Annotated in this window: 13 protein-coding genes; 6 read left to right on the top strand and 7 right to left on the bottom strand. The window is 44.3% G+C overall.

Annotated elements, in window-relative coordinates; all coding sequences use genetic code 11:
- Window positions 1-41 precede the first annotated feature (41 nt).
- The 5 genes from glpD to A1QO_RS16280 all read right to left on the bottom strand — a co-directional run bounded on the left by glpD (window position 42) and on the right by A1QO_RS16280 (window position 6,634).
- A complete protein-coding gene (glpD, locus tag A1QO_RS16300) occupies window positions 42-1,586 on the bottom strand; it encodes a glycerol-3-phosphate dehydrogenase (protein WP_017040327.1) in 1,545 nt (514 codons plus the stop codon).
- A gap of 240 nt (window positions 1,587-1,826) precedes the next feature.
- Entirely contained in the window at window positions 1,827-2,594 is a 768-nt protein-coding gene (locus A1QO_RS16295; protein WP_017035753.1) for a DeoR/GlpR family transcriptional regulator, read from the bottom strand.
- Window positions 2,595-2,759: 165 nt separating this feature from the next.
- Window positions 2,760-4,277, bottom strand: coding sequence for a glycerol kinase GlpK (glpK, locus tag A1QO_RS16290; protein WP_017035752.1), 1,518 nt, complete (start codon window positions 4,275-4,277; stop codon window positions 2,760-2,762).
- Window positions 4,278-4,622: 345 nt separating this feature from the next.
- A complete protein-coding gene (dapD, locus tag A1QO_RS16285) occupies window positions 4,623-5,654 on the bottom strand; it encodes a 2,3,4,5-tetrahydropyridine-2,6-dicarboxylate N-succinyltransferase (protein ID WP_017040326.1) in 1,032 nt (343 codons plus the stop codon).
- A gap of 371 nt (window positions 5,655-6,025) precedes the next feature.
- Entirely contained in the window at window positions 6,026-6,634 is a 609-nt protein-coding gene (locus A1QO_RS16280; RefSeq protein WP_017035750.1) for a peroxiredoxin C, read from the bottom strand.
- Between the two features lie 185 nt (window positions 6,635-6,819).
- Here A1QO_RS16280 and A1QO_RS16275 point away from each other — a divergent pair, with 185 nt between their 5' ends.
- Window positions 6,820-7,725, top strand: coding sequence for a hydrogen peroxide-inducible genes activator (locus A1QO_RS16275; RefSeq protein WP_017035749.1), 906 nt, complete (start codon window positions 6,820-6,822; stop codon window positions 7,723-7,725).
- A 73-nt stretch (window positions 7,726-7,798) separates the two neighbouring features.
- Here A1QO_RS16275 and A1QO_RS16270 read toward each other — a convergent pair whose 3' ends face one another.
- Both A1QO_RS16270 and A1QO_RS16265 read right to left on the bottom strand, forming a co-directional pair.
- On the bottom strand, window positions 7,799-8,239 hold the full coding sequence (locus tag A1QO_RS16270; RefSeq protein WP_017035748.1) for a CBS domain-containing protein: 441 nt from the start codon (window positions 8,237-8,239) through the stop codon (window positions 7,799-7,801).
- 182 nt (window positions 8,240-8,421) lie between these two features.
- On the bottom strand, window positions 8,422-10,362 hold the full coding sequence (locus tag A1QO_RS16265; RefSeq protein ID WP_017040325.1) for a HAMP domain-containing methyl-accepting chemotaxis protein: 1,941 nt from the start codon (window positions 10,360-10,362) through the stop codon (window positions 8,422-8,424).
- A gap of 293 nt (window positions 10,363-10,655) precedes the next feature.
- On the opposite strand from A1QO_RS16265, the gene queA reads away from it, so the two are divergent.
- The 5 genes from queA to secF all read left to right on the top strand — a co-directional run bounded on the left by queA (window position 10,656) and on the right by secF (window position 16,367).
- Window positions 10,656-11,708 (top strand): tRNA preQ1(34) S-adenosylmethionine ribosyltransferase-isomerase QueA, encoded by a 1,053-nt coding sequence (queA, locus tag A1QO_RS16260; protein ID WP_026026960.1) that lies wholly within the window; start codon window positions 10,656-10,658, stop codon window positions 11,706-11,708.
- A 193-nt stretch (window positions 11,709-11,901) separates the two neighbouring features.
- Window positions 11,902-13,074 carry a tRNA guanosine(34) transglycosylase Tgt gene (gene tgt, locus A1QO_RS16255; protein ID WP_017038532.1) on the top strand — a complete coding sequence of 391 codons (1,173 nt, stop codon included), beginning with the start codon at window positions 11,902-11,904 and terminating at the stop codon, window positions 13,072-13,074.
- Window positions 13,075-13,198: 124 nt separating this feature from the next.
- Window positions 13,199-13,528 (top strand): preprotein translocase subunit YajC, encoded by a 330-nt coding sequence (gene yajC / locus A1QO_RS16250; RefSeq protein ID WP_017035744.1) that lies wholly within the window; start codon window positions 13,199-13,201, stop codon window positions 13,526-13,528.
- Between the two features lie 20 nt (window positions 13,529-13,548).
- Entirely contained in the window at window positions 13,549-15,405 is a 1,857-nt protein-coding gene (gene secD, locus A1QO_RS16245; RefSeq protein ID WP_017035743.1) for a protein translocase subunit SecD, read from the top strand.
- Window positions 15,406-15,419: 14 nt separating this feature from the next.
- The gene (secF, locus tag A1QO_RS16240; protein WP_017035742.1) at window positions 15,420-16,367 is read left to right on the top strand and encodes a protein translocase subunit SecF; all 948 of its coding nucleotides are present in this window, start codon (window positions 15,420-15,422) and stop codon (window positions 16,365-16,367) included.
- The last annotated feature ends 192 nt before the right edge of the window (window positions 16,368-16,559 follow it).

Raw genomic sequence — 16,559 nt, 5'->3', positions numbered from 1 at the left:
TTGTGCACTGACTTATCTATTCGTTCAGTACTTTTTAGACGCTAACTGACTTCTGATAACTGAACGACTTGTTGATGAACCGTCGCATCAACATAATGCTGAATCGCCTGTTGTTCTTCTTTATCTAGGTATAATCCCAGTTTAGTACGGCGCCATAGAATGTCGTCTGAGGTGCGAGCCAATTCATGTTCAATCACGTAATCCACTTCTCGTTGGTAGACCCCGTGTGCTTCTTTAGAGAATTGAGTGCCCATATCGGCTTGGCTTGTCGTGCCTTCTAGAAGCTTGCGAGTGTCGGTACCAAATTGGGTAACATAGCGAAGGACTAACGCTTCAGGTAACCATGAATACTGGGCATGAATGGTGTGAGCGAGTTGCTCTCTGGTACAGCTAAAGTTTCCCCCAGGTAGGCAGTGGTCTGCTGTCCATTCTTCGCCCATGCTGCTCAAGAAAGGCTTAAGTTTATTCATGGCTGCTTCACCCAACTTACGATAAGTAGTGAGTTTTCCGCCAAAAATAGAAAGCAGGGGTGTTTGATTTTTTTCGGATTCAAGCTCTAACGTATAGTCGCGGGTAATAGCTTGTGGAGAGTCGGACTCATCGTCACAAAGCGGTCGAACTCCACTGTAGGCCCAAACAACATCCTCAGAACTGACTTGAGTGACAAAGTGCTGATTCACCACATCAATGAGATAATCGACTTCATCGTCGGATATGACCACCTTGCGTGGATCGCCTTGATATTCCACATCCGTTGTTCCAATGATGGAAAACTTATCTAAGTAAGGGATCATGAAAACAATTCGGCTGTCTTTATTTTGTAGAATATAGGCTTTCGGTTCATCGTGAATTCTTGGGATGACAATATGAGATCCTTTGATCAGTCGAATATTACGAGGGGAGGTTTGCTCTAATCCATCATCAAAAAACTGCTTAACCCAAGGCCCGGCGGCATTGACCAGCGCCTTTGTCTTTCGCTCAAAACGCTGATCGGTTGTCACATCATGGATTGTCACGTGCCATAGACCCTCTTTTCTGTGCGCTTTTTCAACTCGACAGTAATTACGTACATCGGCACCGTTTTCTTTTGCGGCTAAGACATTCAGCAAAACCAAACGAGCATCGTCCACCCAACAGTCTGAGTATTCAAATCCTTTTTTTATCTCTGGTTTTAACAACCCAGATTTTGCTAAGTCGACAGATTGACTGGCGGGTAGTGTCGTGCGTTTGCCTAAGTGATCGTAAAGGAATAGCCCACAGCGAATCATCCACGCTGGGCGTAAAAAGGGACGGTGAGGCAAACGAAAACGCATGGGAAGGGCGATATGTGGCGCTTTCTTCAGAATCACTTCTCGCTCTGCTAGCGCTTCTGAGACTAAGCGAAATTCATAATGTTCAAGATAACGCAGACCACCATGAATCAGTTTCGAACTGGCTGAAGAGGTCGCTGATGCAAAATCGTTGGCTTCATAGAGGCCCACAGATAAACCTCGACCTGCTGCATCGGCGGCGATCCCTGCGCCATTAATCCCCCCGCCAATAATGATCATGTCTAGGGTTGTAGTGTTATTGTGTTGAGTACTCATGTGTTATGCCTCTTTGTGAGCGAACGAGCATTTTTGAACATGGATTAATCGTAACCTAGGTTTCGTTTGTGATCATCATTTATTTTCGTTAATGCGCGTTTTATCTAATTTAGGAACAAACAGAGTGATTGAATATGAAATAAAATGGTTTAGGCATAAAAAAACCTCTAGCATGTGCGTAGAGGTTTAAAGTGATAGCGGCTTAGTCGTGCTATCATCAAAAGTCATCGCGTATTCGATCTAGTTTGCGACCACTTCAAGTGGAATTGAATGCTCTTTCAATAGGTTAGAAATCGCTTTCGGCGGCTCTTTATCGGTGAAGAGCATGTGGAGTTGTGACACATTGCCAAGCTTAACCATTGCATTGCGACCAAACTTGCTGTGGTCAATAGCAAGGTAAACACTACGGCTATTCTCTATGATGGCTTGTTTTACTCGCACTTCATGATAATCAAAATCCAGTAGCGACCCATCATAGTCAATGCCGCTAACGCCAAGTATGCCGAAATCTAGCCGAAATTGTTTGACGAAGTCGAGCGTGGCTTCACCAACGATGCCGCCATCTCTATTGCGCACTTCACCGCCAGCCAGAATGACATTGAATTCTGGATTGGGTAGCAAAATGGTCGCGACATTCAGGTTATTGGTGACAATTCTTAATCGTTTATGGTTCTTATTGAGCGCTCGAGCGATTGCTTCGGGTGTCGTGCCTATATCGATAAAGAGCGTTGCACCATCTGGGATGTGCTTAACCAGTTCATCAGCAATAACATCCTTTTCATTGAAGTTCATGTTCTTACGCGTGTTATAAGCGGTGTTTTCTGAACTTAATGGAATGGTTGCTCCGCCATGGTAACGCCTAATCTTATTTTCATTGGCGAGCTCATTCAGATCACGTCTTATTGTTTGTGGGCTAACATCAAACTGCTCGACGAGTTCTTCAGTGCTGACATAGCCTTGTTTTTTTACCAGTTCAATGATCTGCTGGTGCCTTGGTATTTGTTTCATTGATGATCCCTAGTCTTGAGCGTGGACGGTTGAATATCGCTTCAAGATTATATTTTGGGTTATTGTGCGTGAGAGCGCGTGAACTTTGAAGAATAGATGGGTGATTATTTGTCTTAAAACGCAAAAAGAGCGCGTAACAGCGCTCTTTTTAATCATAAAGCGTGACTAGTCTTCGAGATCGCGCAATTCTGACCAAGCTTGTGTGCATTTTATGGCACGTTTCCAACCTTTGTATCGGCGATTTCGTTTCTCTTCGTCATGATGTGGAATGAAGCTTCTATCGAGTACCGCCTTTCCTTTTAATTCATCAACACTTCCCCAGTATCCCACCGCCAAGCCAGCCAGGTAAGCGGCACCAATTGCGGTGACTTCAGTGACTTCTGGCCGGTGGACTTCCGTATCGAGTACGTCCGATTGGAATTGCATCAAGAAGTTATTGGCAACAGCGCCGCCATCGACTCTAAGTGACGAAAGTTTAATTCCAGAGTCTGCTTGCATGGCATCCAAAACATCACGAGTTTGGTAAGCAATGCCTTCGAGTGTGGCGCGGATAATATGATTTGAGTTCACGCCACGTGTTAGGCCAACAATGGTGCCTCTTGCGTAAGCATCCCAATATGGGGCACCTAATCCAGTAAAAGCAGGGACGACATAAACACCGTTGGAAGAGTCGACTTTAGTGGCGAAATATTCTGAATCTTTAGCGTCAGACAGCAACTTCATTTCGTCTCTAAGCCACTGAATAGAAGCTCCGCCCATAAAGACAGCTCCTTCAAGCGCGTAGGCTGGCCCACCGTTGGGGCCGCAAGCGAGCGTGGTAAGCAGACCGTTTTTAGAGGAGACCTTGGTTTGCCCCGTGTTCATTAATAAGAAACAGCCTGTCCCGTAAGTGTTTTTCGCTTGCCCGGCTTCTACACACATTTGGCCATAAAGGGCAGCTTGCTGGTCCCCTGCGATGCCTGCAATAGGAATTCGTGTTCCGCCTTTTCCTCCAATGTTGGTTTCGCCATAGATCTCTGAAGAACGTCGTGCATCGGGCATCATTGAAGCCGGTATACCTAACTCGTTTAAAAGTGTCTCATCCCATGTTAAATCATTGATATTAAATAGCATGGTGCGAGATGCGTTGGTGTAGTCGGTCACATGTACGCGGCCCTGAGTCATTTTCCATACTAGCCAAGTATCCACTGTTCCAAACAAGAGTTTACCCGCTTCGGCATCTTCTCGTGCGCCTTCTACGTTATCGAGAATCCACTTTATTTTTGTGCCAGAAAAGTAAGGGTCAAGAATTAAGCCGGTCGTGTCTTGCACATATTGCTCCAAACCTCGCTCCTTGAGCTCTTCACAAATGCTAGCCGTGCGTCGACATTGCCAAACAATGGCGTTGTATACGGGCTTTCCGGTCTCTTTATTCCAGACAACCGTAGTTTCGCGCTGGTTAGTAATGCCAATGGCGGCGATTTGATCACTACGAATGCTCGATTTGCCCAGAACTTCAACGAGGGTCGCACTTTGTGTCGCCCATATTTCAAGTGGATCATGTTCAACCCAACCACCTTTTGGGTAAATTTGCGTGAATTCACGTTGAGAAACACTCACTATGTTAGCGTCATGATCGAGAATGACCGCGCGAGAACTGGTTGTTCCTTGGTCTAACGCAACAATATATTTCTGCTCAGCCATGATAAGTTTCCTGTTGTTCCATCATCGGTATCTTAGTTGATATGCTTATGATTAAAATTATCGTTAAAGACATATTGTGCACGTTTGGATGAAAACGAAAATAAACGAACCTTAAAAGTGAGCGTTAGCGCGTTATTTTTTGTTAACTTAAAGTGTTTTATTATAAAGGGTACGTGTCGATTTAAGTTTAGGCTGCAAAAGTAGAAAGTAGAAAGAAGAAAGAAGAAAGATAAAAGAAGAGAGATAGAAGAAGAAGCCGAGATAGAACTAGCCAGTCGAAATAACAAAGTAAAAAAAACAGCCTCACGAGGAGGCTGCTACAAAATTAAACCAGATGCAATCTCATTAGTTGTTGCTGTGTAGCTCAGAGTTCAACTCAACCGCTGATTTGTTTGCTAGGCACTCAATCTGACCAGTCACAGAGTTGCGACGGAACAGAAGATCAGAAACGCCTGCCAGGTCACGAGCTTTGATGATTTCTACTTCGTTGCCTTCTTTGTCTAGCATGCGAACTTTCGTCCCTGCTGTTACATAGAGGCCAGATTCAACCGTACAGCGATCACCCATTGGGAAACCCAGTCCAGCATTGGCACCAAGTAGGCAGTTTTCACCGATAGAGATAACCATAGTACCACCACCAGATAGCGTACCCATGATAGACGCACCACCACCGATATCAGAACCATTACCCACGACAACACCAGCAGAGATACGTCCTTCAACCATGCTTACGCCTTTCGTGCCAGCATTGAAGTTAATGAAACCTTCGTGCATAACTGTTGTGCCTTCACCCACGTGCGCACCAAGACGAACGCGTGAAGTATCAGCAATACGGATACCTGTTGGTACAACGTAATCGACCATTTTAGGGAACTTGTCTACACAATCGACACTCAATGCGCGACCCGCTAGACGAGCTTCAATTTGACGCTCAGCCAATTCTGGAAGGTCGATAGGGCCTTCGTTTGTCCATGCAATGTTGTGCAGCAGGCCAAAAATGCCATCCAGAACTGTACCGTGTGGCTGAACTAAACGGTTAGAGATAAGCTGTAGCTTTAAGAATCCTTCGGCTACTGACTGTGGTTTTTCGTCTGTCGCTAAGATAACTAATACCAGTGGTTGCTCAGAAGACGCTGCTTTTTCTGAAAAAGAAGCATTAGCTACATCACCATTGGCAGCGAAGGCCGTTGCTAGTTCGGCAACTTGTTTTGCTGAGATTTCGATTGCTTGGTTGCCTTGCTCGTAACCTGAAACCGCTGCAATAGCATTCACCAGAGAATCACTAGGATTCAATACTGGATGAGGGAAGAACGCTTCAATGATTTTTCCGTCTCGATTTTTAGTTGCTGTACCAAAGGCAAGTGCAAAGTTAGCCATAGTTATCTCCATGCGTATATTCGGTTAAGCGGTGATAAGTTTCACTGCTTTATATTTGATGCTGTCCATCATAGTGAGAGGCTTACAGACTTTAAAGCCCTAAAGTAGAGAAAGTCTGTAAACCGATATGTCTTGTCTTATTAGAGATATGTTTGTCCATTAAGAAAATAATGTGTATTAGACAGTGTGCGGCAGACAAAATAAAACCCGAAGCAATGCTTCGGGTTTTGATTAAGACTTTACTTATTACTGATTGGCGTGCGCTTTGCGCTATAGCTTTTCGCTTTATATGTTCTCTTTAAAGAGAGTCCAACCATATCACCCGTTTGAGCTCGGATGTTGTCTCTACTTAAGTAGAGAGACCGAATCAATTACTTGCTAAGGTCGTCAGCGTGCTCAGATAAGAACGCTGCAACACCTGTTGGTGATGCGTCCATACCTGCTTTGCCTTCTTCCCATTGTGCAGGACAAACTTCACCGTTCTTCTCGTGGAAGTTTAGTGCGTCTACCATGCGTAGCATTTCGTCGATGTTACGACCTAGTGGAAGATCGTTTACTACTTGGTGACGTACAAGACCGTCAGCATCGATTAGGAAAGAACCACGGAAAGCAACACCAGCTTCTGGGTGCTCAACGTCGTATGCTTTACAGATTTCGTGTTTAACATCAGCAACTAGAGGGTATTTAACTTGGCCGATACCGCCATCAGCGATAGCAGTGTTACGCCATGCGTTGTGAGAGAATTGAGAATCGATTGAAACACCGATTACTTCAACGCCTTTCGCTTGGAAATCAGCTAGACGGTTATCAAAAGCAATCAGCTCAGAAGGACAAACGAATGTGAAGTCTAGTGGGTAAAAGAAAACAACGGCTTTTTTACCTTTAGTGAACTCAGCAAAATTGAAGTTATCTACGATTTCACCGTTACCTAGAACTGCTGCTGCTGTAAAGTCAGGGGCTTGACGTCCTACTAGTACCATTTTGAATCTCCTAAAAAGTGGTTGTCCAAGCATGTTTGCTTGGGCTTTCGTTTCTACGCGACAAACTATAGTACAAAAGTTACTATAGAAAAAAGCGAATTAAATAGATTAAGTTAATCGATAAAAGCGATGAGCCTTTATCGATTGTTACTTTGACTGAAACTTCTAAAACTATTGATTATATTATGAATAAATGGCCTAGCCTTAAGCAACTGCATTATTTGATCACCTTGCATGAAACTCGTCATTTTAGTGATGCTGCCAATAAGTGTTTTGTAAGCCAATCCACTTTGAGTAAAGGGATTCAAAACCTAGAAGAACTGATCGGTTGTCCTTTGTACGAGAAAAAAGACAAAAAAAGTCCTCTTGTTTTTACTCAAGCTGGCGAGATGGTCGTGACTCAAGGGAGGGAGCTGTTAGCAAAAGGACAAGACTTAGTTGAGCTAGGGCAGTTATGCCAAGGGGATACCCTGCAAGGGCAGTTGAAAGTTGGTTGTATTCCGACTATTGCTCCGTTTCTTTTATGTGATTTGGTTCAGGAAGCAAATAGACGTTTTCCTCATCTCAATTTGCTATTACGAGAAGATACCACCACCAATCTGTTGGCCGCCCTGCGTCATGGTGAACTTGATGTTCTCATTCTAGCGTTACCTGTCGATATCGATGGTATGCACAGTAAAATTGTTGGGAAAGATCCATTTAGGATGGTGATCAGTCGTCATCAGGCAGACGCCATTCGAGTGCCAATTAAATATGACGACTTACCCGATGAGTCTGTTTTTCTATTAGAGAAAGAACACTGCTTAACGGAACACGCTGTGTCGGCATGCAAATTAACCGATAAAGAAAAGATCAATCCATTCAGTGCAACCAGCTTGCATACGTTAGTGCAAATGGTGGCGAATGGGCTGGGAACAACATTTATTCCTCAAATGGCTATTGACCATGGCTTACTTGAAAACCAAAATTTGGTCGTTGTTGACCCACCTGGTCAGCAAGCTTATCGAAACATAGGACTTGTTTGGAGACCGAGTACTTCTCGGACATCAACATTTAACCAATTAGCCGATGTTGTCTCTGAGCTATTATAGAGTTTGGTCGTGGCCCCTATTATCTTGTGAACCAGCTAGAAAGCACGGGGCATTCGGCCTGTTTTTTAGCGTTTTATTCTGCTTCTTCAGGATCGCTGTCTTCTTGCAACTCAAGTAAGGTGATAGCGATCGAAACGAAGTCACTGTCGGTAATAATCCCCACCAGCTCGTCACCATCCACAATGGGTAAGCACCCCACCTTATGTTTTTGCATGTACTTGGCGCTTTCCTTTAAACCAGCATGTGGTGATACCGTCATAATCTTAGTGTGCATGACATCATTGAGCGGTGTGGATAGGGTATAAGATTGATCACTGGGCAATTTCTGTAAGCTTGATTCTTGCGCGGCTAACACACCACGCTGCGTGATAATACCGAGTACTTTTCTTTCTGCATCGACAACTGGAATATGGCGAATATCAAGCGCCTCCATCATGTTTTTTGCATCAGACAGGGTATGAGAGCGCAACAGTGTATGGGGGTTGCGGGTCATCATGTCTTCGACTTTTATCATATTCGCCTCCTGCTATTGTCTTTAACCTAACTATAGAAACAAACCAGTAGAATATCTGAGATCTTCCCCCACTTTCCCATGTTATTCGTCATGTCCTTGATCTGTTTCAAATAACAAAGTACCAGTACCCACTTTGAAGTGGGTACTGACAAAAAGCGTGATTCAAATGACACTGTGTGGGATTACAGTTTGAAAAAGCGCAGTAGAGATTTTTGCTCTTCAACGAGGTCAGAAAGTGCCTCACTGGCTTGCTTACTGATTCCAACCTGTTCAACGTTTTGGTTTACGATATCAAAGGTTATGGAGACATTTTGTGAAATATCCTGAGTCACACCAGATTGCTCTTCTGATGCCGTTGCTACTTGCGTGTTCATATCTGAAATCAAGGTTACCGAATTGGCTATCTCAACAAATGACGACCGCAGCTGTTCACTGATAGACCGCGAGTCATCGACCAAAGACATATTCGATTCCATGTATTGATTCGCTTCCTCAGCCTGTTTTTGTAATCGTGAAATGATTTCCTGGATATCAACCGTAGACTGCTGAGTTTTCGCCGCCAGAGAACGCACTTCATCGGCAACGACAGCAAATCCGCGTCCTTGCTCACCCGCCCGTGCTGCTTCGATAGCTGCATTCAAGGCAAGCAGATTCGTTTGCTCAGATATGGTATTGATGACCTCTACAACCGTACCGATTTCAATAGAGTATTCTCGGAGCTGATTGACGATTTTGGTCGTTTCCTCAATGGAATGTTCAATATTTCGTGACACATTATCAGAAGAGTTTAGAGCTTCTTGGCCTGATGCAACGTTGGAAGTAGCACCGCTGGCTGCACTTTCAGCACCAGAGGCATTCTGACTTACTTCACTGGCGGTACTTGATAGTTCGGTAATGGCGGTAGCAATCTGTTCGACTTGGCTTAACTCTTTGTGCGCGTTATCTTGAGTTTGTGACATGACATCGCTCAGTTGTAGAGCGCTTGAAGAGATGTTGTCTGAAATAGAGTGGAAGCTTTCGATAATGCGGCGTAATTCTTTGCGCATTTGAACAATATTGTAATAAATACCGGTTTCACTGCCATCAGTCTGAAGCTCTTCGGAGAGCTCCCCTTCAGACACATCTCGAACCAGTTTTTCAATATCACTAGGCTCTCCACCGACGACCCGTAAGATACCGCGATAAATATAGAAAGCGATGAATAACGCAATCAATGTTGCAGCGGTCGACAGCATCAACAAGATGGTTTGAGCACTATTGAATTTCTCAACCATGCTAGGGCCCACTTTATCTTGCTGTTCCTTGGTTCTTAATTTGATCGTTTCAATCGTTGCTGCCGCAGATCCACCGATGACGTCTAATTTATCTCTAATAATGGCATTACGTTGTTGGATGGTTTTAACAATCGAAGAAAATGCCTCTTGGTAAGCAGAAAAGGCGGATTGGTAACTGTCTAATAACTTGCGTTCTGAGGATGTAGTGATGACTTGTTTCAATGTATCAGCACGAATTGCCATTTGTTTGAATTCAGTGCTCACACGGTCAGCGTCAACTTGCTCATTGCTGACCAGGTATTTCACCGCATAGAGACGCCCGAGTAAGATACTTTCTTGCAATTGCCCAGAATATAGCGCTACAGCAACGGATTTTGTGTCATAGGCTTCTTTCATTATGGCCGAGAGTGCTTTTCGCATGGCTAAACCAGCAGGGTCTAACTGAGAAGATACTAAGACATTGCGTTGGTCGATCAATTGCACCACTTGATTGAAGCTGCTTTCATACTCCTTCATTTGGGCGCTGATGTTATCAAATTCTGCTGCGTGATCTGAGTCGAGCTTAAGTTTTTTGGCCTCAACCAGCAATGATATGCTGGTATCCAATCGAGATTTGACCTGTTCTCGAGTTGCATTAGTTTGATATTTCAAATATTTATTGGCGGCTAAACGTGCTTCTAAAATATTAGCTTGAATGCGGCCAGTATAAACACTGCCTAATGCCAAGCCTCGGTATTGGTTGAACCCTGCATTTGTCGCACTAAAACGAAAATATGAGATTGCTGAAGTGATGAGCAGTAAGCAAATAATCAGCCCGAACCCGTAGGTAAGTTGTTTTTTTAAACGCATTCTGTATTACCCAAATATAATGTTAGTAGGCCCAGCGACGTTGTTTTTATTATGCTTTTTGTTTCATTTTAGAAGAGATAATTAGATTAGACGAATTGATTGCGGCGTTATTTTTTAAGTGATTGTTTTATCATTTAAAAAAGTAACAATTTATTTTGAACGTAGGAACAGCTCTTGCTATTGAAGTGTAGCGGCATATACTAGTCGGCTGCGTAAAAACCATCGCTGATGGTTCTCTTACGGCTAACGGCTCTATGGACTAGAGCAAGTTTCCACTAGACAAGACGATGACCATGCAAGTTTCTGATTTTCACTTTGAACTCCCTGATGAACTGATTGCTCGCTACCCAACAGCAGAGCGTACAGCAAGCCGCCTTCTGCACTTAGATGGCATGAATGGTGATCTGAATGATCGCGCGTTTACCGATGTTCTTGATTTGGTTGAACCCGGCGATTTGATGGTTTTCAATAACACGCGAGTTATTCCAGCCCGTCTTTTTGGCCGCAAGGAATCCGGTGGAAAACTGGAGGTACTTGTTGAACGAATGCTCGATGAAAAAAGCATTCTGGCTCATGTCCGTTGCTCTAAGTCGCCAAAGCCTGGCACGCGTTTGTTTTTAGGTGAAAAAGACGAATACAAAGCCACTATGGTAGAGAGGCACGATGCCTTATTCGAGATTCATTTTGATTCAGACCAGTCAGTGCTTGAGATATTAAACCGTGTTGGTCACATGCCATTGCCACCTTACATCGACAGACCCGATGAAGATGCAGATAAAGAGCGTTACCAAACGGTTTATAACGAAAAGCCGGGTGCGGTCGCCGCTCCGACAGCGGGTTTGCACTTTGATGAAGAGATTCTAGCTAAGATACAAGAAAAGGGGGTTGAATTTGCTTATGTTACCTTGCATGTCGGTGCAGGGACGTTTCAACCCGTAAAAGTCGACAATATTAACGATCATCATATGCACGCCGAATATGTCGAAGTCCCGCAAGAGGTTGTGGACGCGATTGCAGCGACGAAAGCTCGTGGCGGGCGTGTTATCGCTGTCGGTACGACTTCGGTTCGCTCACTAGAAAGTGCCGCTCAAGATGCGGTTAAGAATGGTACTGAGCTGGTTCCATTTTTTGGTGATACTGAAATATTTATCTTCCCTGGGTATGAATATCAACTGATTGATTGCTTGGTGACCAATTTCCACTTGCCAGAGTCAACGCTGATCATGCTTGTCAGTGCGTTTGCAGGTTATGACAATACCATGACGGCGTATAAACACGCGGTTGAGGGGGAGTATCGCTTCTTTAGTTATGGCGATGCGATGTTTATCAACAAAAAAAACAAGTAACGCGACGATAGACTGGCCGTGTCTGCAGTGCTCATTTATACTTTTTCAGTTATGAATAGTGCACTTTTTTATTGTCATGTGCTGAGTTTTTGTAAAACAGGTAATAACGAGTGCTAGCAGTAGGCTAGAGAAAGAGCTTATCTCTTACTTCGCATGGAATCCGCGACCGCTCTCGTAGGGTGAAAGCCCATTAATGAAAGTCAGATTGTTTCTCTGGCAAAGTGGAGTTCTCGTGAAATTAAAATACGAACTGAAAAAAACAAACGGTAACGCGCGTCGTGGCCAACTTCAATTTGAACGTGGCACGGTAGAAACGCCAGCGTTCATGCCAGTGGGTACTTACGGTACGGTTAAAGGCATGACACCGGAAGAAGTAAAAGGCACGGGTGCTGAAATTCTTCTCGGTAACACTTTCCATTTATGGTTACGTCCGGGTCAAGAGATTATGAAGCTGCACGGCGACTTGCACGACTTTATGAACTGGAAAGGCCCAATTTTAACTGATTCAGGTGGCTTCCAGGTATTTAGCTTGGGTAAAACACGTAAGATCACCGAAGAAGGGGTTCACTTTCGTAGCCCTGTGAACGGTGACAAAATCTTTATGGATGCCGAAAAGTCAATGCAGATCCAGTACGATCTGGGTTCTGATGTTGTGATGATTTTTGACGAGTGTACGCCATACCCAGCAACACACGATGAAGCTCGTATTTCAATGGAACGTTCAATTCGCTGGGCTGACCGTAGCCGTAACGAATTTGATCGCCAAGAGAACCAAAATTCACTGTTTGGTATCGTACAAGGCGGTGTTTACGAAGATCTGCGCGACGTATCAGTCAAAGCGCTGACAGATATTGGTTTTGATGGCTACGCGGTTGGTGGTTTGGCGGTTGGCGAACCTAAAGAAGACATGCACCGAGTTCTTGAACATACGTGCCCACAGCTTCCGGAAGATAAACCTCGTTACCTCATGGGTGTCGGCAAACCCGAAGACCTAGTTGAAGGGGTTCGTCGTGGAATTGACATGTTTGATTGCGTGATGCCGACTCGAAATGCACGTAACGGCCACCTATTTGTCACAGGAGGTGTGATCAAGATCCGTAATGCGAAACATAAAATCGATACAACACCACTGGATCCGCACTGTGACTGTTACACTTGCCAGAATTATTCAAAGTCATATTTACATCACCTAGATCGTTGTAATGAGATTTTAGGTGCGCGATTAAATACGATTCATAACCTGCGTTATTACCAACGCTTGATGGAAAGCATCCGCACTGCCATCGATGAAGATCGATTTGAGAGCTTTGTGGAAGAGTTTTACGCTCGTCGTGATCGCTCTGTGCCGCCGCTCGGTAAAGAATAATTGTAAAACCCTTTTGTTTTCGCGACCAATTCGCTCGGAGTTATGAGCGGGGTACTTGAAAATGAAAGGGAAATCCCCAACTTAATTGAATTATCAATAAAAAATACTATAGAGGACGTCTTTAATGTTTATTTCTCAAGCTCACGCAGCAGCAGAAGGTGCACCAGCAGGTGGTGGTTTCGAAATGATTATCATGCTTGGTATGTTCGCAGTAATCTTCTACTTCATGATTTACCGCCCTCAAGCTAAGCGTGTAAAAGAGCATAAAAATCTTATGGCAGCGATGGGCAAAGGTGATGAAGTGATCACTAGCGGTGGCCTTGTGGGTAAAATCACTAAAATCGCAGAAGACAACGATTACATTTCAATTGAACTAAACGTAAACAATGAAGTTGTAATCAAGAAAGATTTCGTTACTGCTGTGTTACCGAAGGGTACACTGAAGTCTCTATAAACGGCTAAAGGATTCTTGCTGTGCTAAACCGTTATCCGTTATGGAAGTACCTGTTGGTGATATTTGCTATCGCTACAGCCGCGTTATACGCACTTCCGAACCTATACGGTGAAGATCCAGCTATTCAAGTTACAGGGGCGCGCGGCGCCTCTGTTGATCTGTCAACGCTGGATTCCGTCACCAATGCCCTTGAAAAACAGGGTCTATCTCATAAATCTATTGCTCTAGAAAATGGACAAATTCTTGTTCGCTTTAACGATACTGATACACAGCTTACCGCTCGTGACATTGTCAATGAAGCCCTTGGCAAAGATAAAATCGTTGCTCTAAACTTAGCGCCTTCTACCCCTACCTGGCTTGAATCTATTGGCGCTGCGCCAATGAAATTGGGTCTTGATTTGCGTGGTGGTGTTCACTTCTTAATGGAAGTGGATATGGATGCGGCAATGAAGACACTGGTCGGTCAACAAGAAGAAGCCTTCCGTAGTGAACTACGTGAAGACCGTATTCGTTACCGCTCTATTCGCCCATCCGGCAGTGATTCTGTTGAAGTTTTATTGCGTGATGCTGAACAATTAGCAGAAGCGAAAAAACTACTGGCAGAAAAACACCGTGATATGACGTTTGTTGATTCAGACAGTAATGGCCGATTTTCTCTAGTTGCTACGTTTAATGAAGCTCGTTTGACTGAAATCCGTAACTACGCGGTTGAACAGAATATTACGATTTTACGTAACCGTGTTAATGAACTGGGTGTGGCAGAGCCGCTCGTTCAACGTCAAGGTGCAAACCGTATCGTTGTTGAACTTCCTGGTGTTCAAGATACGGCTCGTGCGAAGGAAATCCTTGGTGCGACAGCAACGCTAGAGTTCCGAGAAGTTGATGACCAAGCCGATCTTTCTGCTGCGGCAAGTGGCCGAGCACCAGCGGGTAGCGAAATAAAAACTAACCGTGATGGACGCCCTGTCGTGGTTAAAAAGCGTGTCATCTTAGGCGGTGCTCATATCACTGATGCCAGCTCAAGTGTTGACGAATATGGTCGCCCGCAAGTGAACATCTCACTCGATAGTGAAGGTGGTAGCAAGATGTCGACGTTCTCTCGTCAAAATGTCGGTAAGCTCATGGCGACCGTATTTGCAGAGTACAAAGACAGTGGCCGTAAAACACCTGAAGGTAGCGTGATTCTATCTAAGCATGAAGAAGTGATTAACCAAGCGACAATTCAAACTGCACTTGGCCGTAACTTCCGTATTACGGGTATTGATTCTGTTGCTGAAGCGCACAACCTTGCGTTATTGCTCCGTGCTGGTGCTTTGATTGCGCCAATTTCAATCGTTGAAGAACGTACTATCGGTCCATCGATGGGACAACAGAACATTGATATGGGTATTCAAGCGATGATCTGGGGTATGGTCGCGGTTATGCTATTTACGTTGGTTTACTACCGTAAATTTGGCTTCATCGCAAATATGGCTCTGATGGCTAACTTGGTGCTTATTATTGGCGTTATGTCGATGATTCCGGGGGCGACAATGACGCTGCCTGGCATTGCCGGTATTGTCTTGACCGTGGGTATGGCGGTGGATGCAAACGTACTGATCTTTGAGCGTATCCGTGAAGAACTTCGCGAAGGGAAAAACCCTCAACAAGCGATTCACCAAGGTTATTCAAATGCATTCAGTACTATTGCCGATGCGAACATCACCACCTTAATCACGGCGATCATTTTGTTTGCAGTGGGTACAGGTGCGATTAAAGGTTTCGCTGTCACGCTATCTATTGGTATTTTGACTTCTATGTTTACTGCGATTGTAGGAACCCGTTGTGTGGTTAACCTGCTATATGGTGGTAAGCGCATCGATAAACTGTCGATCTAAGGCTAGGAATTATTATGTTTCAAATTCTAAGAGCAGAGAAAACGATCGACTTCATGCGTTGGTCGAAAGTAGCGTTTGCTTTCTCTTTGGTGATGATCGCGGCTGCCATCTTTACCCTTTCAACCAAGTGGCTGAACTGGGGTTTAGACTTCACTGGCGGCACACTGATTGAAGTGGGTTTTGAGCAACCTGCCAATCTAGAAGATATCCGTGGGGCGCTTGAAGCTGAAGGCTTTGGTGATGCTACGGTACAGAACTTCGGTTCAGCACGTGAAGTGATGGTTCGTCTTCGTCCACGTGACGGTATTGCAAACGAAACGTTAGGTAACCAAATCCTCGATGCTATTAAAGATGGCACAGGGGAAAGCGTTGAAATGCGCAGAATCGAGTTTGTTGGCCCGAATGTGGGTGATGAACTAACAGAAGCGGGGGGGCTTGCGATTCTTGCTTCTCTAATCTGTATTTTGATCTATGTATCGATTCGATTCGAGTGGCGTTTGGCGGCGGGGGCTGTTATGGCTCTTGCACACGATGTTATCATTACTCTAGGCATCTTTTCGTTATTGCAAATTGAAGTGGACTTAACTATTGTCGCGGCTTTGCTGACGGTCGTCGGGTACTCACTCAATGATACTATCGTTGTATTTGACCGTATCCGTGAAAACTTCCGTAAGATGCGTAACGGTGAACCACCTGAGGTTATGAATAACTCTATTACTCAAACCTTGAGTCGTACCTTGATCACTTCAGGTACTACTTTATTTGTGGTTATTGCGCTGTTTACTCAAGGCGGAGCGATGATTCATGGTTTTGCGTTAGCGTTGCTATTAGGTATTACTGTCGGTACTTACTCTTCAATCTATGTGGCTTCAGCATTAGCATTGAAACTGGGTATTGAACGAGAGCACCTAATGCCAACTCAAGTTGAGAAAGAAGGTGAAGATCTGGATGAAATGCCATAAGGCGTTTTATTAATCAGCTTCAATATTGAGATATGGTATTTAAAAAGCCGCTAGGAAACTAGCGGCTTTTTTTGTGGTTTAAGAGCGATAATCTCAGCCATAAGGCGTTATGTTTTTGTAGGATAGTGTACTCTTTTAGTGCCCAGTTTTTAGGCTGATTTTATACCAATCACAGTAAGTCAGTGATCAGAA

This window comes from Vibrio genomosp. F10 str. ZF-129 (genome assembly GCF_000287055.2).
Lineage (GTDB): Bacteria > Pseudomonadota > Gammaproteobacteria > Enterobacterales > Vibrionaceae > Vibrio.
This window is presented reverse-complemented; position numbering and strand designations above follow the sequence as displayed.

What these genes read in the sequence shown, in the direction of transcription:
- glpD (WP_017040327.1), bottom strand. Translation starts at nt 1,586, where the DNA reads ATGAGTACTCAACACAATAACACTACAACCCTAGACATGATCATTATT.
- A1QO_RS16295 (WP_017035753.1), bottom strand. Translation starts at nt 2,594, where the DNA reads ATGAAACAAATACCAAGGCACCAGCAGATCATTGAACTGGTAAAAAAA.
- glpK (WP_017035752.1), bottom strand. Translation starts at nt 4,277, where the DNA reads ATGGCTGAGCAGAAATATATTGTTGCGTTAGACCAAGGAACAACCAGT.
- dapD (WP_017040326.1), bottom strand. Translation starts at nt 5,654, where the DNA reads ATGGCTAACTTTGCACTTGCCTTTGGTACAGCAACTAAAAATCGAGAC.
- A1QO_RS16280 (WP_017035750.1), bottom strand. Translation starts at nt 6,634, where the DNA reads ATGGTACTAGTAGGACGTCAAGCCCCTGACTTTACAGCAGCAGCAGTT.
- A1QO_RS16275 (WP_017035749.1), top strand. Translation starts at nt 6,820, where the DNA reads ATGAATAAATGGCCTAGCCTTAAGCAACTGCATTATTTGATCACCTTG.
- A1QO_RS16270 (WP_017035748.1), bottom strand. Translation starts at nt 8,239, where the DNA reads ATGATAAAAGTCGAAGACATGATGACCCGCAACCCCCATACACTGTTG.
- A1QO_RS16265 (WP_017040325.1), bottom strand. Translation starts at nt 10,362, where the DNA reads ATGCGTTTAAAAAAACAACTTACCTACGGGTTCGGGCTGATTATTTGC.
- queA (WP_026026960.1), top strand. Translation starts at nt 10,656, where the DNA reads ATGCAAGTTTCTGATTTTCACTTTGAACTCCCTGATGAACTGATTGCT.
- tgt (WP_017038532.1), top strand. Translation starts at nt 11,902, where the DNA reads ATGAAAGTCAGATTGTTTCTCTGGCAAAGTGGAGTTCTCGTGAAATTA.
- yajC (WP_017035744.1), top strand. Translation starts at nt 13,199, where the DNA reads ATGTTTATTTCTCAAGCTCACGCAGCAGCAGAAGGTGCACCAGCAGGT.
- secF (WP_017035742.1), top strand. Translation starts at nt 15,420, where the DNA reads ATGTTTCAAATTCTAAGAGCAGAGAAAACGATCGACTTCATGCGTTGG.